Source organism: Helicobacter sp. WB40, from assembly GCF_027859275.1.
Lineage (GTDB): Bacteria > Campylobacterota > Campylobacteria > Campylobacterales > Helicobacteraceae > Helicobacter_D > Helicobacter_D ibis.
In genome coordinates this window covers 165,573-191,014 of sequence record NZ_JAQHXS010000003.1, presented here as the reverse complement: position 1 = coordinate 191,014, position 25,442 = coordinate 165,573, and the positions used below count along the sequence as shown (strand labels likewise).

The window sequence follows — 25,442 nt, the reverse complement described above, 5'->3', positions numbered from 1 at the left end:
TTATCTCTTCTATGGCAGCTGCTGATTGTTGTAAAGAACTTGCTTGAGATTGACTTCCTTCTGTTAGTCTTTGCATATAACCTTTCAGAATATCAGTTTTACTAGTCAAATCAATGGCATAACGATTACTAGATTTTAACATTGTTCTTATCTCTTTGCCTAAGGTATTGGTTACCTGCTCAACCCTACCACTAGTATTCTTAACATCTGTAGTAAAATTGAGACTAGCATATGAATTAAAAACTCTATCAAGCTCATTTAAATCACTACCAACTTTCTTCTCCAAAGTTTCTAACAATTGATTTAAAACATCTTTTAATTCTCGTAGCTTTGGATTAAATGGTTCTGCTGTTATTCTTGCTGTTAAATCTCCACTTTCAACTATTTTTACACTATTAACGGATTCTACAACGGCTTGCCCATCTCTATCTAATGATTCTTGTGTTTTTTCTATATTTAGATTAATTTCCATAGCCATCTGACCTAGTTCATCTTGTGCCTTTGGCCTTAATGGCATAGGACATTTATCAGTTTCAAAATTCAAGCACTTAAAAAATCCTCGCAAATGAGATAATATATTTACAATTCTAGAAGATACATTTGCTTTTATATACCACAAAACATATAATACAATAATAAGGACGGTAACAATGCTACATATAGCAATCAACCTTTGCATATATTCGGCATTAGCATTTACAGAACTAACTGGTGCCAAAACAGCAGCAGTCCAATAAGAACCAGTACCATAGCCAACTTCAAAACTATACATACCAGCCAAAGTCCTTACATTTGCATAATTTGTATATTCAAATATACCTCTATATTGCTCTTTAGCTCTATTTGCTAATCCTTCAAGTTGTTGTTTGTCTCCTGGAATGTCAACAAGCTTTTTGCCCAAATATTCCGTATTGGGATGAGATGCTATAGTTTGATTTGCACTAAGCAAGAATCTATAATCCCCATCAAATACTGATCTATCACTATTGTTCAGAATTTTTCCTACTGTATCTAAATTCACCATCATGCCAACAGCACCAATCACTATACCATTCTTTTTTATAGGTATTGTAATTGTATTGATAAATTCATTTTTTCCAGTTAAATTAACGTAAAAAGGATTACCAACTGCGACTTTACCAGTATTTAATGCACGTTCGACGGTTGGTAACTTAACTACACTATCCGTTGCAGAACCAACCTTTAAACCACCCGCATTGGTAACATCTGTATCTTCTACAAGTATTAAAAACTCACCATTTGGAAGTCTATGCTTAGAATCTACTATTTTATCTCCAAACCAATCACTATCTTTAATATATACAAACGCATATATGCCATAATTACTAGAATCAAGAGTATTTTTGAGCTCATTTTCAAGAGTAGCTTGAGATCTAGCACCACTTTCTCTATCATTTATAATTTCCTCTAATGTCCCATTTACGGTTCTCACCGAAGTATATACTTCTCCATAGATCCCATTTACTATTTCTGATATTTCCCTACCAACAGAAAGAAGCAGACTATTATCAGTTCTTTTTTGTGTTTTTGAAACTTGTTGCAATATCAAAAAAGACATACAAAACATACATACAAGCAAAACGCAAGTGACATTAACTATAATCTTGGTACCAATACTAAGCCTAGACCAAAAACCCATAAATACCCCTTTTAAAATCTATAATATAATATATGAATCTAAAATTCTACCCCCCCCCCCCCACATTTTACTTAAAATAATTAATATTATTAATAAATTGATAAATCTAGTAATAAAAAGTATATAAAAGTAACACTTAATTGATATATTGCAATTCTATTGGTATTTGATAACGATATGCTAAAAATTTTCTAAATTTAATTGGTATGCGATTCTTTCTAAAATATTCTTTTTGCTGCTTGGTAAAAACAACCTTTTTAGATACTTGTCTAAAAACATATATTCTATTGTGAAACTTTTCTACAACTATTTTATCGCCAAACACTAGTGAAAAGTGATCCAAATATATATATTTATTTAACTCTATTTTTTGCTTTTTAGATAATACATAGTGCAGACACTTAGAAAACTTATCAATGTATAAAAAATCCAAATCGCATGACGAAAAAATATAGTATTCTCTAACATCATCATAAACATCAATTTCATTATATATTTTCATATTATTTTCTTGCAACAAAGAAAGAGAAAATTTAATACCATCTTTAAACTCTTTTAAAAATATGTTTGAAAACTTACTCCTAAAGTAATTTCTCTTAAATTTAAAATCATTATTACTAAAGTCATAAAAATAAAAAATATCCCTATCTTCCAAAAAGCCTTTCAAAGATTCCCTATCTACACTAAGCAAAGGACGCAAGATACTATATGTTTTATTTTGAATCTTTCTTTGTGTCTTTGGCATTATGATCATATTAGAAACGCTAGTGCCTTTGCTAAACTGCATTAAAAACCATTCTAAAGAATCATTTAACTGATGAGCTAGGATTAAATTTGTATAATCATGCTCTAAAATAATAGACTGGAAAAACAAATACCGAATCTCCCTTGCTCTATGCTCAAAGTTAGAAGAAATAGCACTAGATTCATAAACAAAGCACTTTTTATTATCATAAAATGCCAAAGACTTAGCACGAGATACCTCTAATTTACTTTGTTTCCTTATATCATAATCCACAATAGCAATATCAAAGCTAATATCATAAAGCTTCAACAAAAAATACAAAGCAGTAGAATCAACTCCAGCAGAAAAAGCCAAGAGATTCTTCCCGTCTCTTAGCTCATCTAAAAATTTAAGCTCTATCAATAATGCAACCTATAAGATTTTCACCAGCAATCTCTGTTAGCTTCACTTTATAGAATCCAGCTTCAATTGACTTTATTAGACTATCATTTATAAGAATCTCTCCATCAACTTGTGGTGCATACCTTACATCTCTAGCAGAGTAGAAAAACTCATGCTCACTAGATTCTCCTTCAACTATTGCAACAATCTCCTCTCCTACCAAACTTTTTAATGAATCTTTATATTGTTTTAAAAAAATTTTGTTTATTTCTTTAAGCCTTGCATTTACTATTTTTTGCGGTATTTGCTCCATCATAGCACTCTTAGTTCCCTCTTCGCTAGAAAACGCAAAAAAATTAATCCTATCAAAATGAAAATTATCAACAAAACTACATAATTCTCTAAAGTCTTCTTCACTCTCTCCAGGATGCCCTAATATAAAGCTAGTTCTAAGAAAGCTATTTTTAGCACTCTTCATCATTCTTAAAAGCTCGATAAAATCTCCACTTCTAGCCATTTTTGATAGCACATTTTTACTTACATGTTGCAAAGGCATATCAAAATAATTATGAAACACTTTAGAATCTATTATTTTTTGAATCAACTTCTTAGAAGTAGTAGATGGATATAAATATAAGATTCTGCAACTTCGAATCTCCAACCCACTCTGAACTAGTCCCTCTACTCCATCTATTAGATCAACTAAACCATCTTTAATCCCTAAATCACGCAAATAAGAACTAGAATCTTGAGAAATAAATGTAAAATCCCTAAAGCCCATTTTTGATAAATTTGACACTTCTTTTAGCGTGGATTCTAATGTGCGTGAGTGCAATTTGCCCTTAAAACTAGGTATGGCACAGAAGCTACATTTTTGATTACAACCCTCTGATAACTTGATATAAGCATGAATCCTAGAACCACTAATAACTCGTCTATTATTTCCACTTGCTAAAAATACCTCTGAAGATACAGAAAGGATTTTCTCCCCTCTTTTTGTCCTCTCAATCATGGAATCTATCTTATCATAATCCCCAACACCAGTTATTATATCAAGCTCTGGTATTTCCTTTTGCAACTCTTTAGCATATCTTTGCGTTAAACAACCACTAGCTACAATAATTGAATCTTTTTTCTTGTTTTCTATTGCTTCTAGTATTGTTTGTATGCTTTCTTTTTTAGCAGCCTCGATAAAACCACAGGTATTTACTATAACAACATCAGCCTCTGTTATATCATCTGTATGTTCATACTCTGCTAATTTACCTAGCATAACCTCGCTATCTACCAAGTTCTTTGTGCAACCAAGCGATATTAAATGTAATTTTTTACTCATTATAAACCTTGAATCTTTTTTAGTGCATTTTTAACCATAGTCCCTACTTCACCGACTTCCAAGCCCTTTATAGCTTTATTTATCACATCTCCTTTGTATCCTAGAGATTCTAGTGCCATTATTACTTGAGTTAGATTTGAATCATCACTAATAGCACAATCACTAGCTAACTCCAAAGACCAACCAGATAAATCAACTAAGATTCTACCTGCACTCTTAGGACCAATGCCCGGCACTCTTTGCATTGATTTTATATCATTATTAGATACTACATTTGCAAAGCTACTTGGAGTATAAGTAGATAAAATAGCCATAGCAACCTTAGGTCCTACGCCATTTATTTTTATTAAAGTATCAAATAATCTTTTTTCACTAGATTCTAAAAATCCATATAAAGTTTGTGCATCTTCTCTTATTATATGTGTGGTAAGTAGCGTTATTGTATCTCCAACCTTGCTTTGTATTTTATTGCTTGTATTTAACGATACAAACACCTCATAGACTACACCACTGCAGTTTAGTGCTATTTTTGTTGGTTCTTTATAAAATATCTCTCCAACTAACGCAATAATCATAATAATCCTTTTAATTAATATCTATCATCTCTAATGTTGAAGCCTCTTTATTGTAGATAACTTTTGGCTTGTTAGATTTGTGTGGAATTACCATTAACTCCTTATGCTCAGGGAAGTTAAAAATAAACCTAACTTCATTGTATCCAACCCAACCACTAAGCACCTCAACATAAGAATAGAATATTTCTTTATCTATATTTGATAATTGTGCAGTTGAAGTTTTATATAAATTATTTAAAATCTCTAACTTCTGCTTTCTTTCCTTTAAGCTTACTACCATATTGTGATATTCTTCAAACTTATTCAACAAATATGAAGGTGGCTTTTTATTAGCATTTTTATATTGTATTAGAGAGTTTCGCGTTTTTTTGGCTACATCATCTAACTTTTTTAACTCCAATGTTTTTATTTTGATCTCTTTAATCAATATTTTAGATTCTGAAATTGCATAATTTCTATCGCTTATGAGTTTATGATAGTTTTCGTCTTTTTCTGGACTGGAAAATGCTGATATAAAAAACTTATTTTCTCCTTTAACCATATTTATTACTTCTATTTTTTTAGTGGCATGCAAAAATGCATTAGAGTGTAATGTATTAATCTTTATCTCATTTGCATATATTTTACCACCATATACATTATTAACCTCAACTACATTGCCTCTTATTATACCTGCCTCTAGTGTATCTACCTTTATTGTATCGCCAATGGCAAGTCCTTTATGAGTTGCTATATTTATATTTCTTGCACTAACTTGTGAATCTTGGTGCGTAAATCCTTCTATATTTGCTTCCCTTGCTCTTATTTTTGCACCACTTGCTACATTTCCTTGTATATTAACCCTTGAGGCTTGTATTTGTGAGCCTTGACCTAGTGCTTCTTTTAGCAAATCTGCTTCAGTTATATTTATAGTTGTGCCACTATCTATATCACCTATTACATCACCGGTTGTCTTTAAGCTAACCGCACCAGTATCAACTGCATTATCAATCCAAAAATAATCTTCTTTAAAGTTTAAAACTCCGCCAATTGCAGCTAAATATAAAATCTCATAAGGATTATCAACAACTTTTATTGTATTTTCATCATATCTTATTGTTGGTGTGTGGTCATGTATGGTATCTGGTAAATCAGGGATTATGTATTGTCCTTTTAGATTCCTACCGGGTTTTCCTTGAGATGGCTTTTTGTAGACACATATTAAGTCATTTATTTTTAGAGTATAGAATTTACCTTTTATATCTTTTGGCACTTTATATTGTATTTGACTATTTGTTGTTGGGACTAAATTTACTCCACATGATAGAATATATTTTACTTCCTTAGTTAGTGGATAATTAAGAGATTCCAAAAACTCTAGCAAATACTTTTTTTCTTCTTCTTCATTTACTATTATTATTTTATTTAGCATTTTTATTTTGCGTATTTCATCATATACACTATCAAAATCATTTAACACAAAACCAGATTCAAAAATCACATATGCTTGTGAGAACACCTTGTCAGCTTGGAAATAAAATGGATTTTTTTTGCTTGTTTGTTTTTTTATTACATCTATGCTATATCTTTGAATAAATGTATATCTAGTATCAAGTATATTATCTCTATTTAGTAAAAAAAATTCAACTTCACCCTTAGGAATTAGCTCTACCACATTATCATAATTATTTTTTACATATGTTGTTATTTCTTTTAGCCTAAAATCAAGACTTGATGAATCTATAGAATATATTGAAGCAACTTGCTTTATGGCTATTTTAATATCTTCACATTCATTTACAAAATATGATTCAAAACCTTTTTTAGTTTCACTACCAAACATACTCTAAAAACCCTTAGCAAAAATTGATACAATTTTAGCAAATAAATTATTAGAGGTTGTAATGTTTTTTAAAGCCTTCTTTACAAATAGTAGTGGAATTTTAACTTCAAGAATCTTTGGCTTTATAAGAGATTTAATGACAGCAAACACGCTTGGAGCAAACATATATAGTGATATATTTTTTGTAGCTTTTAAACTACCAAACCTATTTAGAAGAATCTTCGGTGAAGGGGCATTTAATCAATCGTTTCTACCAAGCTTTTTACAAACAAAATACAAAGGTGGCTTTGCACTAAAAATATTAGGTATTTTCTGCTTTGTCTTATTTGTGCTATCTATTTTGGTTTATGTTTTTCAAGTGCCTATAACAAAGATTCTAGCATATGGCTTTAATGAATCAACAATAGCACTTGCAGCACCACTAGTTGCGATAAATTTTTGGTATTTGCTATTAGTTTTTATAGTTACATTTTTTGGTGCTATGTTGCAGTATAAAAGAAATTTTACAGCATGGGCTTATTCTCCTGCATTACTTAATATATGCATGATTATTGCATTGCTTTTTGCAAATAGTAAAGATTCTTATGAATCTGTATTATTGCTTAGCTATGGAGTATTAGCAGGTGGGATAGCACAAATATTGCTACACATATATCCAATGTGGAGATTAAAGCTTTTAAAATTGCTACTAATAGGCACAAAAGAACTAAAACATAAAAAAGATTCAATAAAACAAAGTATCTCTAGCTTTAAAAGTCAATTTTTCCCAGCAATGATTGGTAGCTCAACAGCACAACTTGCGTCATTTATCGATACACTACTCGCCTCATTTCTAACTAGTGGGGCTATTTCTTATTTATACTATGCAAATAGAATCTTTCAACTACCACTTGCAATCTTTGCTATTGCAACCTCAACAGCATTATTTCCTTTAGTTGCAAAATATATAAAAAACAAAGAAGAAGATAGAGCATTGTTTGAACTATCTCGTAGTTTTTGGCTACTTAGTGCATTACTTAGTGCATGTGTTCTAGGTGGGATAATGCTAAGAGATGAAATTATTTGGCTACTTTTTGAGAGGGGAGAGTTTTTAAGAGAAGACACAATAATTACAGCTTCAGTATTTAGTGCTTACATGATTGGATTGCTTCCTTTTGGACTAGCTAGAATCTTTTCTTTATGGCTATATTCACATCACAAACAAACACTAGCCGCAAAAATATCTGCTTTTTCACTTCTAATAGGTGCTATTTTATCTATAATTTTAATGCAGTCTTTAGGTGCTGTTGGTTTAGCATTGGCTGGAAGCATTAGTGGGTTTGTATTTTTTTTTACTACAATTTATTTTTTTGGATTTAGCAAATTTTTAGCCATATTAAACAAACCAAAATGGATTATTCTAATTTCGCTTATACTTTGTGTTTTGTGGGCATTAATACTTGCTTTTAAGCATTATGTATTTACACTTAATGCCTAATATGACTTAGGAAGTATTTTAGCCTTTCATTTGTCGGATTATTGAAGAATCTAGTTGGATTATTATCTTCTAAAATCAGCCCATTTTCCATAAACAAAACCCTAGTAGCAACCTCCTTTGCAAAGCCCATTTCATGTGTAACACAAATCATACTCATGCCTTCATTTGCTACACTTTTCATAAGCTCTAACACACCACCGACCATCTCCGGGTCTAACGCACTTGTAGGCTCATCAAAAAGAATAACTTCAGGCTTCATAGCCAATGCCCTTGCTATTGCTATTCTTTGCTTTTGCCCACCACTTAACCTTAATGGATACTCATATATTTTATTGCTTAGCCCTATTTTGTCTAATAGTGCCTTAGCTATATCTACTGCCTCACTTTTTGTAGCTTTTTTTAGTTGTATTGGTGCTAGTGTTATATTCTCTAATACATTTAAATTATTAAACAAATTAAAATGCTGAAACACCATTCCCATTTTACTTCTTGCTTCATTTATATCTTGTCTATCTTTTAAGTCATATTCTTTTATTTTTGACTTAAGTTTTGAGCCTTTTAGCGATTTTAACTCATCATATAAATTAACACTGATATTAGAAATCCTCTTGCCATCTAGCCAAACTTCACCTAAATCTGGAATCTCAAGCAAATTTAGACATCTCAAAAAAGTGCTTTTTCCACTCCCACTTGGTCCTATTATTACAACCTTTTCACCTTTTTTAAATTCAACACTTAAATTATTTATAACTATCTTGTCATTATATTGCTTTACTAGATTTCTAACGCTTATCACTTTTTCTTAATTTCCTTTCATAGATTCCTACAAAATAACTAGCCACAAGCACCAACACCAAATAACAAAGTGCCAAGAAAAAATAAGGCACCATATATTCATAACTAGCAGAACCTATAGTTTTAAACGCATAAGTTAAATCATGCACAGTTACATAGTTTGCTACTGATGTTTCTTTAAGTAGTGTAATAAACTCATTTCCCAAATTTGGTAAAGCATTTTTGATACTCTGCGGAAAGACCACAAAACGCATACTAGAATTTGCATTTAGTCCTAAAGCCCTTGCTGCTTCATTTTGCCCACTATCTACACTTAAGATTCCACCTCTTATTATCTCACTAACATAAGCTCCACTATTAAGCCCAAAGATAATTACAGCGACAATTAGAGCATTGCTCCCAGCTAAACCAAAAAGTGGCAAAATCACAAAATAAATAAACAGCAACTGCACAACTATCGGGGTCCCTCTGAAGAATCCAACATAAAGCTTGAAAAATACACATAAAACCCTCTCAAATGTATTTTTCTCTTCTTTTGTTATTAAAATTGCAATTAATGTACCTATAACAATACCTATAATAAGCCCCACAACAGCCAATAAAATAGTAACCAATAACCCTTCAATCACAAGGTGGTATCCACCTTTTGTGATTAGTTCTCTATAAAATATTTCTATTTTATCCAATGAATTTCCTACATATAACTTTGAATAATTGAATCTAAAGTACCAGATTCTTTTAATTTTGCCAATGCTGCATTTATTTTGTCTAATAATTCTTTATTATTCTTATTTACAGCAACCCCATATTGTTCCTCTGTCAAATAAGCATCAAATACTTGTGTATTTGGATTAGCATTAGATAGAATCTTCGCTGGTGCTTCATCTAAAATAACAATATCTACAACGCCATTTACTAAAGCATTTACAGCCAAAGAACCATTTACAAAACTCTTAACTTCAGCATTAGCAAATCCTTCAAATCCCCAATCCTTATCACCTTTTGCATAAAAAGCACCTGTTGTGCCAGTTGCTACACCTATTTTAATACCATTTGTATTTGCAATTAATTCTCTTAGTTTAACCGCATCATTGCCACTAAATTTGAAATTAGAATCTGTCTTTGCAATTACAACTTGTGCTGCATTGTAATAAGGATTAGAGAAATGAACAACCTTAGCTCTAGTTTCATTAATAGTCAAGCCACTAAGCCCTAAATCAGCATTGCCACTACTAATAGCACTAACTACAGAATCAAATTCCATATCTTTGATTTCTAACTCTACTCCAAGCTCTTTTGCCAATGCTTGTGCTATTTCAATATCAATACCTCTAAACTCTTTACCCTCTTTAAACTCAAATGGAGGAAACTCCGCTGCTGTTGCCATGACAAGTTTGTCATCATTTTTGCACCCAGCAAAAATAGCAATAAAACCAAGCAAGAAAGCTAAAAAAATCTTTTTCATTCGTGTTCCTTAAAATTCAAAGTAAAAGTGAGAATTATAGCATATACATCACACTTCATAAAACTTAACTCCGCTATTTTCACGCAACTTTATTACCCCTTCTTTTGTTAGTTCTTCTAATACCTCAATACTATCTTTGCTAAAACGCATACTTACCTCATCTTCACTCAAAGGTCGCAAAGATAATAGTTTTATAATCTCATCTTTGCTTAAGGATAAATTTAGCCTTTCATCAGATTTAGTTCTCTTAGGGATTAGGACATTAATTCCATATTCACTAAAGATTCTCCCAAATTCTTCTAATCTCTCACAATCAATAGGCTCTACTTTATATGCAGGCGGTCTATCTATGGTGCTTATATCAAGTCGCATAAGATTCATAGGTGCTAAGAATCTCGCCATTTTCTTTACTTCATCAATTGAATCATTAACGCCTTTTACAAATAAAATTTCAGCATACAACTCTCCACTATAATCCCTGCAAAACTCATACAAACCAGCTAGAATCTTATCAAGCGATATATCTTTAGATGGTCTATCTATTTTTTTAAACACACTAGGAGTTATTGCATCTAGTGAAAACTTAACTTTATCAAATAGCATACAAGCCCTAGCTACACTCACATCATGTAAAAGTGCGCCATTGCTTAAAAGCAATGTTTTTTTATCTCCCTTAATGTCTTCTAGTCTTAACATTAGCTCATATAAATAAGGATACATTGTTGGCTCACCATTTGCTGTAATTGTAATTGAATCTATATTGTGGAATCTTTTTAGTGCTACTTCTATTTCGTGCAATATGAATTCAACACTTAATACTTCTGTCATTGTATCTATTGCCTTTTTGCCCTCTAACTCACAATATAAACAATCATAATTACACTGCTTAATACTAGGCGATAAATCAACCCCCAAAGATTCGCCAAATCTCCTAGATTTTATAGGACCAAAAATAATACTCATAGATTGCCTTTAAAGTATTTAAATAATATTTAACTTTTAAAAAAATTTAAAGCTACATTTTATCACTTTTTATATATACTCAATGCCATTTTAATAAAGGAGAAGACAATGTCTGTTAAGATTACTGATATTTGTATAGCCTGTGGAGCCTGTATTGATGAATGCCCAGTTGAAGCTATAGTAGATGATGATGACAACCCAAATGATGATGGATGCTACTTTGTATATAATGACAAGTGTGTAGAGTGTGTTGGACACAATGATGAACCAGCATGTGCTAGTGCATGTCCTACAGAGGGCTGTATCGTATGGGACGCTGTAGCAGGTTCTCAACCACATAGAGATGATATTGGGGATGACAAGAGAAGTGCTCACGCTCCAGTAGTAGAATAGCCCTTAGGCTATTCTTAATAAAACCACGCCCACTTAGATTCTATAACCTCTACTCCCACATCAATTTCACCCCTTTGCAATGGTCCTTTAAAAATAAAATCACATTTATCTTTGTAATCTTGTATAAATTTATCTCTTGATACTATATCTATACCATTTATACTACCAGTATTATAATCATCAATATAACATAATATCTCTATACCACAACTCTCTAAAAATTCTCTAATATGACTAGCTGCAACTTTTGAGCCAAAGATTGCAACACTATTTATAGAATCTGCTTTGTCTTTTAAGAAAAACTTTAAAGTTTCTCTTGTTTTATATTTAAACATCGGCCTATCAAGTGGGAATGAAAATGGCTTATTGGTGGTCTTTTTAAATGCAACTACAATATTAAATCCACAACCTCCGCTTGTATGCGGATACTTCAAATCCATACTCTTTGAAGAATCTAGATATTCATATGCACCTTCTAAATCATCTAAATGCCTTAGAATCTTTTCATGTTCTATATAGGTATTACAGTTATTATCTACACCAACTTGAAGCAATTTACAAGATAAAAATTCATAATCATTAAACACGGCAAGTCTCATAAAAAACTTCAAAGAATAATTAAACAACCCATGATTAAAATAACCAGAAATTGGCAAAGCATGAATCATAATTCCATTTTCTTTACATAGATTATGGATATTTTCAAAACACACAGCTTGATTTAAAATATGCTCACTAGTTCCAAAGTTAGTAACAAGACAAAAGATATTTGTATAATTATAAAAATTCGCAAGATTCGTATTTAGATTAAAAGCTAATGCATTATATGCACCATCTAAGTCTATACAATCATAGCTTTCAAAACCTAAAGTGCCATAAAAGTAATTTGTAGAGATTCTAATACCTTCTCTTTTTTCTTTATCACTTACGATAAAGTGCTTAAATCCCCCCCCCCCCGCATATTCTAGGCTAGGTATAAACTTTCTATTAAATGTCACATTATCTCTAAGTGCTAAAAACAGCTCATCTCCGAGCTCCAAATCATCTTGGCTCCCAAGCTCAAGCACATGTTTAAAGCCCTCAAAACATCCATCATTTTTTAGATTTTTAATAAAATCCTTTATATTGTTATTTACGCCCATTTTTACTCCTTTATATTTTTAATTTTACAAAGCCACTCATAAAGTGTCTTTTCAAAGCCTTTGTTTTCCCATTTTACAAATTGCATATCTTTATACATGTATTTTTGCTCCACCCACCCACCAAAATCATGCGGATAAAGATAACCTTTTTTAAAATGCTGTATATTTTCTACTATTGGCTCATTTGGATTTTTCTCCACATGGTCTAACGCCTTATTTATGGCATTATAAGACATATTTGACTTAGGAGAAGCACATAGATACACCACACATTGTGCTAGTATGATTCTAGCTTCTGGGTAACCTATTTTAGCAACACTTTGCATTGTAGAGTTTGCCAAATTTAGAGCATTTGGATTTGCATTACCTATATCTTCACTAGCCAATATCACTAGTCTTCTAGCGATAAATTCGGCATTTTCTCCATTTTTTATAAGTCTAGCTAGATAGTAAATTGCAGCATTCTCATCACTGCCCCTTATACTCTTTATAAGTGCAGAGATTAAATCATAATGGACACTATCTTCACTTGTGCCTGTATTTAGTGAATGCCTCCTCAAACTCTGCAACATCTCTAAAGTTATTTTTTTAGAATCTTTTGCAATCTCAATACCATAAGAGAGTAAATTAAGCATAGCTCTAACATCTCCACCACTACTTACTACTAGAAATTCTCTAACGCTATCTTCTAGCTCGTAATCTTTAATTAACGCATATAGCTCCTCTTTACTAAGTGCAAAAAACTCAAAAACCATAGACCTAGAACGAATAGCAGCAGTTAGTGCAAAAAATGGATTTTCAGTTGAAGCACCCATAATAATTGCCTCTCTACTCTCCATTATTGGTAACAATAATTCTTGCTGATTCTTACTTAGCCTATGAATCTCATCTATAAAAATTAGTGGTTTTTGCAGTGCATGTGTGTGTTGTTTTATTATTTCTCTTAATTCTTCTGTTTTGAAATTGGTTGCATTTAATTTATAAAATGGCATATCTAAATGTATTGCAATAATATTTGCAGCACTAGTCTTGCCACTCCCCGGAGGACCAAAAAAGAAGCTATGTGGTATATTTTTTGACTTTAGAAGATTCATATATGGTGCATTTTCACCAAAAATATGTCTCTGCCCTACAAACTCATCAAAACTTTTAGGTCTTTTATAGTAAGATAGGTCTTTCATTGCTTATCTTTAAGGTGGTTATATGACAAAATTTGCTCCTATTATCTTGGCATTATGCTTTGCGTGTATGATTTTATTTATGATGTATGGGCTTGATAATCCCATGTTTTAATATATCCAAAACTTTATCGTGAGTTTTGGCAGTCTTTATAATACCAAACTCATCTTTACCTATTAAGCATTCTTTTAGCATTTTAGTTTCTATCCATTTATAAAGCTCATCATAATAATCTCCATAGAAAATAAATGGGACTTTTTCTTTTTTTAAAACAGCAATATTTACAAGAATCTCACCTATCTCATCTAATGTCCCAAATCCACCATTTACTACTATAAAAGCTTGTGAATAATCCAAAAACACTTGCTTTCTAATAGCAAAATGAGAAAATTCTAACGGAATATCCAAATAGCTATTAAACTCCTGCTCGAAAGGCAATTTTATATTAAGCCCTATTGATGAGATTCCTTCTAGATTATGTTCTTGCTTTGCTAAAAATAAGCCTCTATTTGCAGCCTCCATAGCACCAGAACCACCGCCTGTCATAATCGAATATCCACTCAAAGCTAGGCTATAACATAGATTTTGTATATCATTGTAGATATAACTATCACTTTGGATTCTAGTCCCACCAAATACGCTAACTATGTTATTATAACCATCTAGCTTACTACTTGCATTTTTAAATTCATCGCTAAAGCCAACACCAAACTCCACTACTTATCCTTTATTATATCTTTTTTAGATTCTAAATATTTATAAATAGCTTCTATTTCTTGTTTGGTTAGATAATACTTTGGCATTATTTTTTGTGATTTTTGTAATGCTTGTGAAAAAGAATCAAATTCAATATCATTTATCTTAGGTCCATATAGTTGTTTTTGTTTTTTCTTATGAGTGTAGTTTGCTATTATTTTTCCTTCTCCAGATTCCCCATGACACTCTACACACCCTATACCGCGTGGATTTTCGTATAGCATTCTTCCATATTCTATTTGTGTAATAAAGCTATCTTCAGCACATAAAAAAAATGGAATAAGAAAAAATAAAAAACGCACAAATTTCCTTAAAGTAATTTTTATATATAATAACAAAATAACTTTTAAAGGGCATTAATGCAGATTCTAGATGGAAAATCCTTATCTCAAAAAATAGAACACAATATAAAAAATCAAGTCCAAGAATTACAAACAAAAGGTATAAAACCTAGTCTAGCTGTGATTTTGGTAGGCGATGATCCTGCATCACATAGCTATGTAACTATGAAAGCAAAAGCATGTCAAAGATGTGGGATAGAGTCAATTACAAAAAGACTTGTTTCTAGCATTAGCGAAGAATCTCTACTCTTGGAGATAGAAAACCTAAATAACGATAATTTGGTTCATGGAATCTTAGTTCAGCTTCCACTGCCAAAACACATAAACACAAATAAAATACTAGAAAAAATCTCTCCTAAAAAAGATGTAGATGGATTCCACCCATTTAACGCAGGCAAAATCTTTTATGGGCTTGATAGCCTAACTCCAGCTACACCAAAGGGCATAATCACTCTCCTTAAAGAATACAAAATAGATCTAGTTGGCAAAAATGTAGTAATCATAGGTGCTAGCAATATCGTAGGCAAGCCACTTGCGGCACTCTTTTTAAATGAAAATGCAACAATAACGCTATGTCACATATATACCAAGAATCTAAAGGAACACACACTAAATGCTGATATATTGTGTGTTGGAGTTGGTAAAGTAAATCTAATCACACAAGATATGGTAAAAGAAGGTGCAATAGTAGTAGATATAGGCATAAATAAATTAGAAAGCGGAAAGATAGTTGGAGATGTTGATTTTGCAAATGTATCACAAAAAACAAGCTACATAACTCCAGTTCCCGGTGGAGTAGGACCTATGACTATTGCTTCATTACTGGAAAATACAATCAAAGCTACACAAGGAAATATATGAAAAAATTTTTCTCACTTCTAGGAAGCTTCGCAAATAGCTGGACAGGGACAATTATTATTGTATTGTCGTTTATATTTTTTGTCGCACAAGCATTCATAATCCCATCAGGAAGCATGCTAAATACAATGCTAATAGGTGATAATTTATTGGTTAAAAAATTCTCATATGGAATCCCAACCCCTACTCTTCCTTGGCTTGAAGTAAAAGTTTTGCCAGATTTTAACAATAATGGACACTTAATTACAGGAGATACACCAAAAAGAGGAGATATAGTAATATTTCGCTATCCACTAGATCCAAAAATATACTATGTAAAACGAAATGTAGCAATCAGTGGAGATGAAGTGCTATATACAAAAGATGGGCTATGGATCGCCTTTAGCGATGACACTCCTTACAAACAAGATTCAACTAAAACAATGCAATATAGAGGCAAAACCTTCTATTACGATCCTTATATGGCAAAGCACAAAGGAGTGCATTACACACAAGATTCACTAGATGCGTTTTTACAATTAGACCTCTATTCACAAAGTGGTGAAAAAATAGCAATGACCAAAACAACGCTAGACAATGGAGAATTAGCATTTTATAAAAAAATCAAAGAAGGCACATTTTTTATGATGGGAGATAATAGAAATAATTCTAATGATTCTAGGTTTTGGGATTCAGTTGAATATAAGCATGTAATAGGCAAACCATGGTTTATATATCTTAGCTTTGATGATAATTTCAATATAAGATGGGATAGGATTGGCAAAAGCATAGAATCCCTTGAAGAAAAAATGCTAAAAGATAATTGATGTTTGAGATTCCTACACTATATAAAATAGTCGCAATGATATTTGCATTGCTAATTGCTATCATAGGACATGAGATAATGCATGGGTATGTAGCCTATAAATATGGTGATGACACCGCTAAACTTCAAGGGAGACTAAGTTTAAATCCAATAGTGCATATAGATTTGCTAGGCTCAATTATTATTCCACTATCTTTATTTTTGCTAAATGCACCATTTTTGTTTGGCTGGGCTAAACCTGTGCCTGTTAGAATGGATATAGTAATAAGAAACGGAGGATATCTTGGTGCATTTTTAGTATCTTCTGCTGGTATTTTTTATAACCTATTTTTAGCATTAATTGTTGCATTTTTGATTCATAGTGTAAATGGCGGAATGCTATCTTCAATATTTGGAGGAGCATTTAATTATTTTGATAATCCAAATTTTGCATTTAATGTGCTAATTTTTATATTGTTACAGATTCTAATTTATAATGTGATATTAGCTGTTTTTAATATGCTACCAATACCTCCATTAGATGGCTCTAGTATGCTTTCATATTTTGGTCTTATGTTTAAAAGTAATTTTTTTGCTAAAATTTTTGCCAAAGTTAATCCAATGTTTGGAATGCTAATTGTAATGGTAATTTTAGGGACACCTTTATCGCAAATAATTTTTCAACCTGTAAATTTAATATTAAAAGGGCTTTTAGGGGTATAAATGACAAAAATATTTATCGCTAACGATCATGCTGGATTCGAGTTTAAAAATGAAATATTGAAAATACTAGAAATACTTGAGATGGATATTGTTGATTTAGGGACAAACTCTAGTTCTAGCGTTGATTATCCTGACTTTGCAAATATACTATGCAAAGAAGTGCTAAACAATCAAAAAAGCTATGGAATTTTAATTTGTGGTAGCGGAATTGGAATGAGTATTGCTGCTAATAGACATAATGGCATAAGAGCAGCACTATGCAACGAATCTCTAAGTGCAAAACTAGCTAGAAAACATAATGATGCTAATGTCTTGTGTCTTGGTGCGAGGCTAATAGGCTTGGAAATGGCAAGAGAGATAATAGTTGCATTTCTTTGCACAAGTTTTGATGGCGAAAGACATTTAAGAAGAATAGAAAAGTTAAAATAAAAGGTTATTATATGGCACAATTTACGCAGTGGTTATTTTTGACAGCATTTATTTTATTTGTTTTGTTCATGGTTGTTAAAACATTTTTTTATAAAAGCATAGCTCAAAAAGAAGAAAAAAATAGTGCTGTTATGAAACTAACCTTACAAGAAGCAGAAATTCTAATAAGAAAGCACCAACTTCAACTACAAAGAGCACTTGGTAATATAGATATCCTAACTGATGAGATAACATCTCTAAGAAATGAAGTAAAAGCCCTAAAACAAAGAAACTCACAATATAGGGTAGAAACAGAAAAATATAAAAGCAAGATAAAAGATTTAGAGCAAAAAATCGAAGCACTACTATAAGGAGAGAAAATGGAATTAACACAAAAAGACAAAGAATTTTTATTAAACTCAATTAGAGAGATAAACGACTTCCCACAACCGGGGATTGTCTTTAGAGATATTACTACACTTCTTAATAACAAAGAAGCATTTAACTTTTTAATGAAATACCTAAAAGAAAGATATAAATCATATAACCTAGACTTCATAGCAGGTATTGAAAGCAGAGGTTTTATATTTGGAGCTGCACTAGCACACGCATTAGACATACGATTCGTCCCTATAAGAAAAAAGGGCAAACTTCCATATACAACAATACCTGAAAAATACTCACTAGAATATGGTTTTAGCGAAATTGAAATTCATATCGATACATTTAGCGAATTAGATAATCCTAAAGTTCTTTTAATAGATGACTTAATAGCAACAGGTGGCACAGCAATAGCAGCGGCAAACTTAATTAAACAAGCAAAGGCCAACTTGGTTGAATCTTGTTTCATCATCAACTTAAAAGAGCTACAAGGTTCAAAAGAACTAGAAAAAATAGCACCAATACACTGCATACTAAACTTATAATATTCTAGCTAGAGGATTATCTCTCTAGCTTCAACAACCAACACCTTAACACTAGCTTTGTGTTTAAAACTTCAAAAATGCTAAAATTATCCTTTTATAATACTTAAAAGGAGTAATAATGATATTAATTTATGGTTTTGGCTGGTTTGGTCATATATGTGTATCAATCATGGATGCACTAAATGTCAAATACAAAATAATAGATGACAATATCAAGCAACAACATTTGGAAGCATTAAAGATATACAATGATTGCTTTATAGGAGAATATGAATTAGCAAATCATAATTTCACATCTACTTTAGTATGCGTAAATAACAAAGATATTTTTCTAAAAATAAAAGAAAAACTAAACAAACATGGTATTTACAATATTAAGCACTTCTGCTATGAATCTAAATTTTATATAAGACATTCTATGTTTGCAAAGGCAAAGGATTTCTTTAATGATATAGATGAGGATATAAAAAATGATAATGAATATTTAGAAAATTTTGTATCTAGTATGAAAAAAGGTGAATTAGCATGGTTAGAAGACAATGCGACCAATGATGATTCTAAAATAAGAGCCAAATTTGATGAAGGATTAAATAAAAATATAAACATATTTGCAAAAATTTATGAAACAAAAAGACATAATAAAAGCAATTTTTCACACATAATATATCCCGGATTCATGATTAGGGCGACTTATAGCAGTGAAGATAAAGAATTTTTCTTCCCAGAAAAAATAGATTTTAAAGCATTGAAAAATAGAGATTTAAATACAAAGCTTGTAGTAATTTTCGGTAATAGCACTTGTATGACGTGAGGTAAAGGATATAGAATTAAAGATTATTTACAAAAATACTTAGATAGCACAGATGAAAAATATATAGTAGTAAATGCACCATGTGGTGATCATGGAATCTATGAAATGATGCTTTTATACAATGGACTATTTTATGAATTAGCCCCAGAGATAGTAATACCTATATTTTGTGATGATATAAACTTCTCACAAACAATGGATAAAGTAATGCTACAAGATTATAAGATTCCATATACTTCTCATGTATGGGAAGAAGATTGCAAAAGCATGTGCGAATCTAATATGCCATTATTATTTGAATTAAAAGATTTTACGGAAAATAAAGATATTGCTATGCAAGATTTATGCGAAGCAATGAAACTTAGAGTTTTACAATTTAGAGATTGTGTTTGTGGTAATTCTTATTTTTACCTTAAAAACAACAAGAGAGAGAGAGAGAGAGCAACTCCAAGCTTAATAATAGCTTAAGACATCATTTTCTAGGATTCATACAACCTCACTTATGTAATAAACTACCAGAAAATTGGACACAAGAAGAAATTGAATGTGATAAATATTACAAACAATATTTCACACAGCTAAAACACCCTACATATGCACTAATGCTAAATAGATTCAAAGAATATAGCGATGAACTAAAGAAAAGCTTGGAAGAATTTGACTTTGTATTTGATTTAAACGAAGCATTAAAATATACACAAGAATATGTATTTTTAGACCACATGCATTTCACAAATATAGGAAATGACATGTGTGCAAAATATATTTTTGAGACAATAAAAAAGCAAGGAATAATAAAAAATTCTACTTGCTAATAATCTCACTAAATTTATATAAACTCTCACATAAAGGCACATCAAGTGGAGAAAAATATTCTAATTTCGCTCCACTTTCTCTTGCTATTAGTTCTGCACTTTTTGTTGAGAACTCCCTTTGTGCGAAAACAAACTTGATATTATTTTTTTTAATTCCATCTACAACAGACATCATTTCTGATATTCTAGGACTTTTACCATCAACTTCTATTGATATTTCTATCAAACCATAATCCCTTGCAAAATATGTAAGCATAGGGTGGAACACCACAAATTCCTTGACTTTTGAATCTTTTAGCAAATTTTGTATTTTTAAATCATAACTATCTATTTTCTCTATTAGAGATTCATAGCTTGAATCGTAATTTACACTATTTATATCTTGCAAAGATTCATATATATTGTTTGCTATTATTTTTGCATTCTTTAGCGATAGCCATACATGCTTATTCCACTGACTATGATCATGTCCATCATGGTTATGATTAGAATATATTTTTTCGATATTTTTATCATTGTTATATATTTTAAGATTCTTATTTTGTGCTTTAAATTTATCCAAATATTTCTCCTCAAACTCAATACCAATAGCAAAATAAGCCACAGCATCACCAATTAGCTTCATATCAGAAATCTTTGGCTCAAATGTATGAGGATCTATTCCTCCATTTATCAATGATACAACCTCATAGTCATTTGTAATAGATTCTATAAATTCCTTTTGCATTGGGATACTAACCACAATTACAGGCTTTGCAAACATACTAAAAACAAAAATTAAAAATACAAGCACATACCGCATCATAATTCCTTTATTTGTTATTAAAAGTATTTTGGCTAGGATTCTAGCTTTTCTCTTGCGTCCATAGCTCAATTGGATAGAGCATCAGACTTCGGATCTGAGGGTTGGGGGTTCGACTCCCTCTGGGCGTACCATAAATAATACCAATAAGGATTTAAAAAGACAATAAATATAGCTATAAAATCCAACAAAGTAATAATAAAAATCCTAAAAACACATACTTCATATATACAAACATACATCCAGTATGCCATTCGAATCCAACCAAACACAAAAATTCACCAAACAGCAGTCAAGATAGTTTATTTCACAAATTCCAACAAACTTTATAAAAGAATTGTAATATTGAAAGCTCAAAAACAAAAGTGGTGCCGAGGGTCGGAATCGAACCGACACGGGGTTGCCCCCACCAGATTTTGAGTCTGGCGCGTCTACCAATTTCACCACCCCGGCAAAAGAAGTGAAAATTATACAATAATTTGTAAAATTTTCACTTAAAAAATACTATAAAATAGCGTATTTTATAGCACGACACGCTTTAATTAAAGACAGCTCATCTAGCACTTCTTTATTAACATCATCATCTACTAAGATAACCGCTAACGCCTCTTTATCATATCTACCAAGCCTAAAGTCTGATATATTAATATTATGCTTTGCAAGTATGGTTCCTACTTCACCTATAACTCCGGGCGTATCATCATTTCTAAATAATATCATTCTGCCCTTTGGAGTAACATCAAGCATGAAATTATTAATCTCAACAATCTTTGGCAACATCTCATTAAACACAGCACCAGCAACGCTAAACTCGCCATTTTGAGTAAGAATTGTGATTCTTACTTTGTTTCTATATGCACCTTTAGAATCTGTGCCAACTAACTTTACTTCTATACCTCTCTCTTTAGCCACATAAGGTGCATTTACATAATTTACCTTATCGCCTATTGTTGCGTTTAATATCCCAACTAATGCAAATGTAGATAAAGTTTCTAAATATTCTTTAATCTCACCCTGTGCCTCAAGCGTGATTAAACGAATCTCATCTTTATTCATTTGTATAGCAAAGAAGGCAATTTTTTGCACAAGCTCTAAATATGCCTTCATAAAGCTTGGGATCTCATTTTCTTTAATAGGCAAATTAAGTGCATTTGGAAAGCTAGACCCACGCGCTGCCTCTATGGCTGCAGTTGCCGCTTCTATGGCTATTTTTTCTTGTGATTCTAGTGTATTTGCACCAATATGCGGAGTTACATATATATTTTTATTATCTAAAAGTTTATTGGAAGTTGCTGGCTCTTTTGTAAATACATCAATACCAGCCCATCTTACTTTTCCGCTTTTTAATGCAAAATCTATGGCATCCTCATTATACAACCCACCTCTAGCACAATTAATCAATATCACGCCATCTTTTAATTTATCGATATTATCAGCGTTTATCATATTGATTGTTTCTTTGTTTTTTGGAGTGTGAATTGTTATGATATCGCATTTTAAAATATCATCAAAGTCCCTTGTGTATGCGATTCCACAATCAGTAGCTTTAGTAGGATTAATATATGGGTCATAAGCTATAACTTCCATTTCAAAGGCTTTCATACGAATCCCAACTCTACTTCCTATGTTACCAAATCCAATAATTCCTAGCTTCTTACCCTTAAGTTCGGTCCCATACCAATCTTCCCTCTTCCACTTTCTGTCATATTTTAGCTGAGAATTAGCACATGGGAAATTTCTAACAGCACTTAAAATATGAGCACAAGTAAGCTCAACAGCAGCAATCGTATTTGCAGTTGGCACATTCATAACAACAACACCTTGCTTACTAGAACCTTCTATATCAACATTATCTACACCAACACCAGCACGCACTATAGCTCTAAGCTTTGGTGCGGATTCTAAAAACTTCACATCAACATCAGTAGAACTTCTAGTAATGACAACTTCAGCCTCACCAAGCTTTGATAATAACTCATCTTTTGGTAAAGAAGCAAAATTTATATAATTAACATCAGCATCTTTTTCTAATATATCTAAGCCACTTTTATGTATATGATCACAAACAACAATATTAAATTTTGACATAAATCCTCCTCTATGATTTTGTCATCGTATAGCTAATTTCATATCTAGCAAGTTCATCTAAGACTTGTTTTAGATATTTTTCATCTTTAGTAGAGACAACAAGCCAAATATTATCACCAACCTTATAATAAGAATACTGAATCTTGTGCGACATAAACACCTGATTTATACAAAAAAACTGATAATCATCAATAACACCCACAGATACCCTAAAAATACTGCTACCTTCTTTTTGTATATTTGCATCAGATAATAACCTAACTTGCATTTCAGAAGCAGGATAAATATAAGCTACATCACTTTGCATACTAAGCTTTTCAATCCAACTAGCACCACTAGAAACAACAGAATCTGTAGAATTATCATCAACGAGGTTATAAGGCATTACATCTGGTATTGTGTACAGATTCATTGCATCAGAGTAATTGCGTATTAAAACGAACAACATAATAAATGTAAAAATCGTAAAAATAGCAACTAATACTCTTATTTGCACACTAAATCCTACTTGATTTGACCTTTAATTATATCCCCTAGTGTCATCTTATCATCAGTATTATCATTGAAACTTTTTAGATTGTTTCTTTCTTTTTGCTTCTCAAGCCTTTTAACAGATACTCTTATTTTATTATTATTTGTATCAATCATTGAGATAACGCCATTAATCTCATCACCGACTTTTATCTCATCTTTCTTTAGCGGATATAGATCCTCATTTCTAATTAAAGCATCAATATCACCATCAACCTTTATAAACACACCAAAATCTTTTATATCCCTAACAACACCACTTACTTGGCTATCAACAGAGTATTTTTTAGCAAAATCATCAGCAGGAGAAGCAATCAACCCCTTTCTTGTAAGCGAGATTCTTTCTTTATCTTTGTCGATTTTTACTATTTTAACCTCAACTTCATCGCCAACTTTCATTAAATCTTTGCATTTTTCATTTTTATTCCAATATGCATCTTCATTATGAAGTAGGCCATCTATTCCGTCTAACTTGATAAATGCACCAAAATCAGTCAAAGTAGCCACACTTCCCTTTAGTATATCTCCTTGCTTATATTTTTTAGCAAATTGTTCAAAAGGTTTATCTAGTAATTTTTTCAAAGATACTCTAAGTTTTCTTGAGTTTGTATCTATCTCAATTACCTCTACATCTATTTCTTGTCCTACTTTTAGGAATGCATCTGGACTTTGGATATTTTTATTCCACGAAATTTCAGATATATGCAAGAATCCTTCTATATCATTACCTACATCAACAAACACACCATATGGTTCTATATTGCTAACAGTAACTTTGATTGCATCTCCTACTTCAAGCTCATTTTCGATTTCTTTCCATGGATCATCAGTTGCACCCTTAATTGAAAGAGCTAGTCTATTTTTTGCTTTATCATAAGAGATTACTTTAACTAATACACTATCTCCCTCTTTGTATAGCTTAGCAGGATTTACAGGACCTTTATAGCTAATCTCTGTATAATGCACCAATCCTTCAACACCATCTAAATCCACAAATACACCAAAGCTTGTTATCTTCTTTACCTTGCCCTCAATTAGCCCTTCTTGTTGCATGATTTTGTCTATTTTTTCTTTTTTTACAGAGTTTTCAATTTCAAATAGTCTCTTTCTTGATATTACTATACTATCATCTTCATCTTTTACATTTATAATACATGCTCTTATATGCTTACCTTCAACCTTATTTACATCTTTTAGTGCTGCTGCAAATTTAGGCATAAAAAACTCTATACCATCACTTTCAACTATGAATCCACCCTTATTTTTCTTTACAACAACACCCTCAATGATTTTATCTTTGTAATCATCACCTAGCGTTTTTATGTATTCTTTTATTTTTTGTTTTGATAGTGCTTTTTTGTGTGATATTATAGGTTGTTCATTTCGTTTACCAGTAATTACTATAGGCAGTGAATCTCCAACCTTAAATAATAAATTGCCATTCGCATCTTTAATCTCATCTATAGAAATATTTCCCTCTTTTTTCTCACCAGAAACCGCAACAACCACATTGTCATTTTCAATGGCTACAATTTGTCCTTCTGAAACCCTTTGACTTTCTTTTTTTTCAAACTGCTCTAGCATGGAAGCAAAGTCTTCTTCTCCTGCATAATTTTCAAACTCATCTATCGTAGCCATCTTTTACCCTTTTTTAAGAAAATAATTT

The 25,442-nt window shown here is 31.5% G+C and carries 28 protein-coding genes and 2 tRNA genes; 12 read left to right on the top strand and 18 right to left on the bottom strand.

Annotated elements, in window-relative coordinates; genetic code table 11:
• From PF022_RS03575 to PF022_RS03555, 5 genes are all read right to left on the bottom strand, one after another.
• The coding region (locus PF022_RS03575) for a PDC sensor domain-containing protein (protein WP_271022806.1) at nucleotides 1-1,660 on the bottom strand (1,660 nt) is incomplete at its 3' end.
• A 136-nt stretch (nucleotides 1,661-1,796) separates the two neighbouring features.
• Entirely contained in the window at nucleotides 1,797-2,807 is a 1,011-nt protein-coding gene (gene tilS, locus PF022_RS03570) for a tRNA lysidine(34) synthetase TilS (protein ID WP_271020561.1), read from the bottom strand.
• Complete coding sequence (rimO, locus tag PF022_RS03565; protein WP_271020560.1) at nucleotides 2,794-4,122, bottom strand: 30S ribosomal protein S12 methylthiotransferase RimO; 1,329 nt, start codon at nucleotides 4,120-4,122, stop codon at nucleotides 2,794-2,796. The genes tilS and rimO overlap by 14 nt, the downstream gene beginning before the upstream one ends.
• The gene (gene ruvA / locus PF022_RS03560; protein WP_271022804.1) at nucleotides 4,122-4,697 is read right to left on the bottom strand and encodes a Holliday junction branch migration protein RuvA; all 576 of its coding nucleotides are present in this window, start codon (nucleotides 4,695-4,697) and stop codon (nucleotides 4,122-4,124) included. The genes rimO and ruvA overlap by 1 nt, the downstream gene beginning before the upstream one ends.
• A gap of 10 nt (nucleotides 4,698-4,707) precedes the next feature.
• The gene (locus PF022_RS03555) at nucleotides 4,708-6,519 is read right to left on the bottom strand and encodes a FapA family protein (RefSeq protein ID WP_271022802.1); all 1,812 of its coding nucleotides are present in this window, start codon (nucleotides 6,517-6,519) and stop codon (nucleotides 4,708-4,710) included.
• A 61-nt stretch (nucleotides 6,520-6,580) separates the two neighbouring features.
• Between PF022_RS03555 and murJ the strand changes: the two genes are divergently transcribed.
• A complete protein-coding gene (gene murJ / locus PF022_RS03550) occupies nucleotides 6,581-7,996 on the top strand; it encodes a murein biosynthesis integral membrane protein MurJ (RefSeq protein WP_271022801.1) in 1,416 nt (471 codons plus the stop codon).
• On the opposite strand, the gene PF022_RS03545 is transcribed toward murJ, so the two are convergent.
• From PF022_RS03545 to PF022_RS03530, 4 genes are read right to left on the bottom strand one after another with little or no spacing between them, the layout of a single operon-like run.
• Nucleotides 7,986-8,792 (bottom strand): amino acid ABC transporter ATP-binding protein, encoded by an 807-nt coding sequence (locus tag PF022_RS03545; protein WP_271020556.1) that lies wholly within the window; start codon nucleotides 8,790-8,792, stop codon nucleotides 7,986-7,988. The genes murJ and PF022_RS03545 overlap by 11 nt on opposite strands.
• Nucleotides 8,779-9,477, bottom strand: a complete 699-nt coding sequence (locus PF022_RS03540) for an amino acid ABC transporter permease (protein ID WP_271020555.1) — start codon at nucleotides 9,475-9,477, stop codon at nucleotides 8,779-8,781. Before PF022_RS03540 ends, PF022_RS03545 begins: the two co-directional genes overlap by 14 nt.
• A gap of 8 nt (nucleotides 9,478-9,485) precedes the next feature.
• Nucleotides 9,486-10,256: a transporter substrate-binding domain-containing protein gene (locus PF022_RS03535; protein WP_271020554.1), complete on the bottom strand. Its 771-nt coding sequence runs from the start codon at nucleotides 10,254-10,256 to the stop codon at nucleotides 9,486-9,488.
• A 48-nt stretch (nucleotides 10,257-10,304) separates the two neighbouring features.
• Nucleotides 10,305-11,219 (bottom strand): radical SAM protein, encoded by a 915-nt coding sequence (locus PF022_RS03530; protein WP_271022799.1) that lies wholly within the window; start codon nucleotides 11,217-11,219, stop codon nucleotides 10,305-10,307.
• Nucleotides 11,220-11,327: 108 nt separating this feature from the next.
• Here PF022_RS03530 and PF022_RS03525 point away from each other — a divergent pair, with 108 nt between their 5' ends.
• On the top strand, nucleotides 11,328-11,612 hold the full coding sequence (locus tag PF022_RS03525; RefSeq protein ID WP_271022798.1) for a 4Fe-4S binding protein: 285 nt from the start codon (nucleotides 11,328-11,330) through the stop codon (nucleotides 11,610-11,612).
• A 14-nt stretch (nucleotides 11,613-11,626) separates the two neighbouring features.
• Here PF022_RS03525 and PF022_RS03520 read toward each other — a convergent pair whose 3' ends face one another.
• From PF022_RS03520 to PF022_RS03505, 4 genes are all read right to left on the bottom strand, one after another.
• Nucleotides 11,627-12,754 (bottom strand): hypothetical protein, encoded by a 1,128-nt coding sequence (locus PF022_RS03520; protein ID WP_271022797.1) that lies wholly within the window; start codon nucleotides 12,752-12,754, stop codon nucleotides 11,627-11,629.
• Nucleotides 12,755-12,756: 2 nt separating this feature from the next.
• On the bottom strand, nucleotides 12,757-13,935 hold the full coding sequence (locus PF022_RS03515; RefSeq protein ID WP_271022795.1) for a replication-associated recombination protein A: 1,179 nt from the start codon (nucleotides 13,933-13,935) through the stop codon (nucleotides 12,757-12,759).
• A 73-nt stretch (nucleotides 13,936-14,008) separates the two neighbouring features.
• A complete protein-coding gene (locus PF022_RS03510) occupies nucleotides 14,009-14,650 on the bottom strand; it encodes an LOG family protein (RefSeq protein WP_271020548.1) in 642 nt (213 codons plus the stop codon).
• On the bottom strand, nucleotides 14,650-14,991 hold the full coding sequence (locus PF022_RS03505; protein ID WP_271022793.1) for a c-type cytochrome: 342 nt from the start codon (nucleotides 14,989-14,991) through the stop codon (nucleotides 14,650-14,652). Before PF022_RS03505 ends, PF022_RS03510 begins: the two co-directional genes overlap by 1 nt.
• 57 nt (nucleotides 14,992-15,048) lie before the next feature.
• Here PF022_RS03505 and folD point away from each other — a divergent pair, with 57 nt between their 5' ends.
• The 9 genes from folD (at nucleotide 15,049) to PF022_RS03460 (ending at nucleotide 20,355) form a co-directional block, all read left to right on the top strand.
• Nucleotides 15,049-15,891, top strand: coding sequence for a bifunctional methylenetetrahydrofolate dehydrogenase/methenyltetrahydrofolate cyclohydrolase FolD (gene folD, locus PF022_RS03500; RefSeq protein WP_271020546.1), 843 nt, complete (start codon nucleotides 15,049-15,051; stop codon nucleotides 15,889-15,891).
• Complete coding sequence (gene lepB / locus PF022_RS03495; RefSeq protein WP_271020545.1) at nucleotides 15,888-16,694, top strand: signal peptidase I; 807 nt, start codon at nucleotides 15,888-15,890, stop codon at nucleotides 16,692-16,694. The genes folD and lepB overlap by 4 nt, the downstream gene beginning before the upstream one ends.
• On the top strand, nucleotides 16,694-17,395 hold the full coding sequence (locus tag PF022_RS03490; protein WP_271020544.1) for a site-2 protease family protein: 702 nt from the start codon (nucleotides 16,694-16,696) through the stop codon (nucleotides 17,393-17,395). The genes lepB and PF022_RS03490 overlap by 1 nt, the downstream gene beginning before the upstream one ends.
• On the top strand, nucleotides 17,396-17,824 hold the full coding sequence (gene rpiB, locus PF022_RS03485) for a ribose 5-phosphate isomerase B (RefSeq protein ID WP_271020543.1): 429 nt from the start codon (nucleotides 17,396-17,398) through the stop codon (nucleotides 17,822-17,824).
• An 11-nt stretch (nucleotides 17,825-17,835) separates the two neighbouring features.
• Nucleotides 17,836-18,174: a hypothetical protein gene (locus PF022_RS03480; RefSeq protein WP_271020542.1), complete on the top strand. Its 339-nt coding sequence runs from the start codon at nucleotides 17,836-17,838 to the stop codon at nucleotides 18,172-18,174.
• 9 nt (nucleotides 18,175-18,183) lie between these two features.
• Nucleotides 18,184-18,729, top strand: a complete 546-nt coding sequence (locus tag PF022_RS03475; protein WP_271022791.1) for an adenine phosphoribosyltransferase — start codon at nucleotides 18,184-18,186, stop codon at nucleotides 18,727-18,729.
• A gap of 118 nt (nucleotides 18,730-18,847) precedes the next feature.
• Nucleotides 18,848-19,540 carry a hypothetical protein gene (locus PF022_RS03470; protein WP_271022790.1) on the top strand — a complete coding sequence of 231 codons (693 nt, stop codon included), beginning with the start codon at nucleotides 18,848-18,850 and terminating at the stop codon, nucleotides 19,538-19,540.
• 105 nt (nucleotides 19,541-19,645) lie between these two features.
• Nucleotides 19,646-20,008 (top strand): hypothetical protein, encoded by a 363-nt coding sequence (locus tag PF022_RS03465; protein ID WP_271022789.1) that lies wholly within the window; start codon nucleotides 19,646-19,648, stop codon nucleotides 20,006-20,008.
• A 134-nt stretch (nucleotides 20,009-20,142) separates the two neighbouring features.
• Entirely contained in the window at nucleotides 20,143-20,355 is a 213-nt protein-coding gene (locus PF022_RS03460) for a hypothetical protein (protein ID WP_271020539.1), read from the top strand.
• Here the strand turns inward: PF022_RS03460 and PF022_RS03455 are convergent.
• A complete protein-coding gene (locus PF022_RS03455; protein WP_271020538.1) occupies nucleotides 20,345-21,160 on the bottom strand; it encodes a metal ABC transporter solute-binding protein, Zn/Mn family in 816 nt (271 codons plus the stop codon). The two genes, PF022_RS03460 and PF022_RS03455, sit on opposite strands and share 11 nt — an antisense overlap.
• Before the next feature lie 54 nt (nucleotides 21,161-21,214).
• Here PF022_RS03455 and PF022_RS03450 point away from each other — a divergent pair.
• Nucleotides 21,215-21,291, top strand: a tRNA-Arg gene (locus PF022_RS03450).
• Nucleotides 21,292-21,523: 232 nt separating this feature from the next.
• Here the strand turns inward: PF022_RS03450 and PF022_RS03445 are convergent.
• The 4 genes from PF022_RS03445 to PF022_RS03430 form a co-directional block, all read right to left on the bottom strand.
• Nucleotides 21,524-21,610 (bottom strand) — tRNA-Leu (locus PF022_RS03445).
• A gap of 51 nt (nucleotides 21,611-21,661) precedes the next feature.
• Nucleotides 21,662-23,245, bottom strand: coding sequence for a phosphoglycerate dehydrogenase (gene serA / locus PF022_RS03440; RefSeq protein ID WP_271022788.1), 1,584 nt, complete (start codon nucleotides 23,243-23,245; stop codon nucleotides 21,662-21,664).
• Nucleotides 23,246-23,255: 10 nt separating this feature from the next.
• Nucleotides 23,256-23,741 (bottom strand): hypothetical protein, encoded by a 486-nt coding sequence (locus tag PF022_RS03435; protein WP_271022787.1) that lies wholly within the window; start codon nucleotides 23,739-23,741, stop codon nucleotides 23,256-23,258.
• Between the two features lie 8 nt (nucleotides 23,742-23,749).
• Complete coding sequence (locus tag PF022_RS03430) at nucleotides 23,750-25,414, bottom strand: 30S ribosomal protein S1 (protein WP_271022786.1); 1,665 nt, start codon at nucleotides 25,412-25,414, stop codon at nucleotides 23,750-23,752.
• Nucleotides 25,415-25,442: the final 28 nt, after the last annotated feature.

Coding starts and splice junctions, on each gene's coding strand:
- rimO (WP_271020560.1), bottom strand. CDS start 4,122: ATGAGTAAAAAATTACATTTAATATCGCTTGGTTGCACAAAGAACTTG.
- ruvA (WP_271022804.1), bottom strand. CDS start 4,697: ATGATTATTGCGTTAGTTGGAGAGATATTTTATAAAGAACCAACAAAA.
- PF022_RS03555 (WP_271022802.1), bottom strand. CDS start 6,519: ATGTTTGGTAGTGAAACTAAAAAAGGTTTTGAATCATATTTTGTAAAT.
- murJ (WP_271022801.1), top strand. CDS start 6,581: ATGTTTTTTAAAGCCTTCTTTACAAATAGTAGTGGAATTTTAACTTCA.
- PF022_RS03535 (WP_271020554.1), bottom strand. CDS start 10,256: ATGAAAAAGATTTTTTTAGCTTTCTTGCTTGGTTTTATTGCTATTTTT.
- PF022_RS03530 (WP_271022799.1), bottom strand. CDS start 11,219: ATGAGTATTATTTTTGGTCCTATAAAATCTAGGAGATTTGGCGAATCT.
- PF022_RS03525 (WP_271022798.1), top strand. CDS start 11,328: ATGTCTGTTAAGATTACTGATATTTGTATAGCCTGTGGAGCCTGTATT.
- PF022_RS03520 (WP_271022797.1), bottom strand. CDS start 12,754: ATGGGCGTAAATAACAATATAAAGGATTTTATTAAAAATCTAAAAAAT.
- PF022_RS03515 (WP_271022795.1), bottom strand. CDS start 13,935: ATGAAAGACCTATCTTACTATAAAAGACCTAAAAGTTTTGATGAGTTT.
- folD (WP_271020546.1), top strand. CDS start 15,049: ATGCAGATTCTAGATGGAAAATCCTTATCTCAAAAAATAGAACACAAT.
- lepB (WP_271020545.1), top strand. CDS start 15,888: ATGAAAAAATTTTTCTCACTTCTAGGAAGCTTCGCAAATAGCTGGACA.
- PF022_RS03490 (WP_271020544.1), top strand. CDS start 16,694: ATGTTTGAGATTCCTACACTATATAAAATAGTCGCAATGATATTTGCA.
- rpiB (WP_271020543.1), top strand. CDS start 17,396: ATGACAAAAATATTTATCGCTAACGATCATGCTGGATTCGAGTTTAAA.
- PF022_RS03480 (WP_271020542.1), top strand. CDS start 17,836: ATGGCACAATTTACGCAGTGGTTATTTTTGACAGCATTTATTTTATTT.
- PF022_RS03475 (WP_271022791.1), top strand. CDS start 18,184: ATGGAATTAACACAAAAAGACAAAGAATTTTTATTAAACTCAATTAGA.
- PF022_RS03470 (WP_271022790.1), top strand. CDS start 18,848: ATGATATTAATTTATGGTTTTGGCTGGTTTGGTCATATATGTGTATCA.
- PF022_RS03465 (WP_271022789.1), top strand. CDS start 19,646: ATGATGCTTTTATACAATGGACTATTTTATGAATTAGCCCCAGAGATA.
- PF022_RS03460 (WP_271020539.1), top strand. CDS start 20,143: ATGCTAAATAGATTCAAAGAATATAGCGATGAACTAAAGAAAAGCTTG.
- PF022_RS03455 (WP_271020538.1), bottom strand. CDS start 21,160: ATGATGCGGTATGTGCTTGTATTTTTAATTTTTGTTTTTAGTATGTTT.
- serA (WP_271022788.1), bottom strand. CDS start 23,245: ATGTCAAAATTTAATATTGTTGTTTGTGATCATATACATAAAAGTGGC.
- PF022_RS03430 (WP_271022786.1), bottom strand. CDS start 25,414: ATGGCTACGATAGATGAGTTTGAAAATTATGCAGGAGAAGAAGACTTT.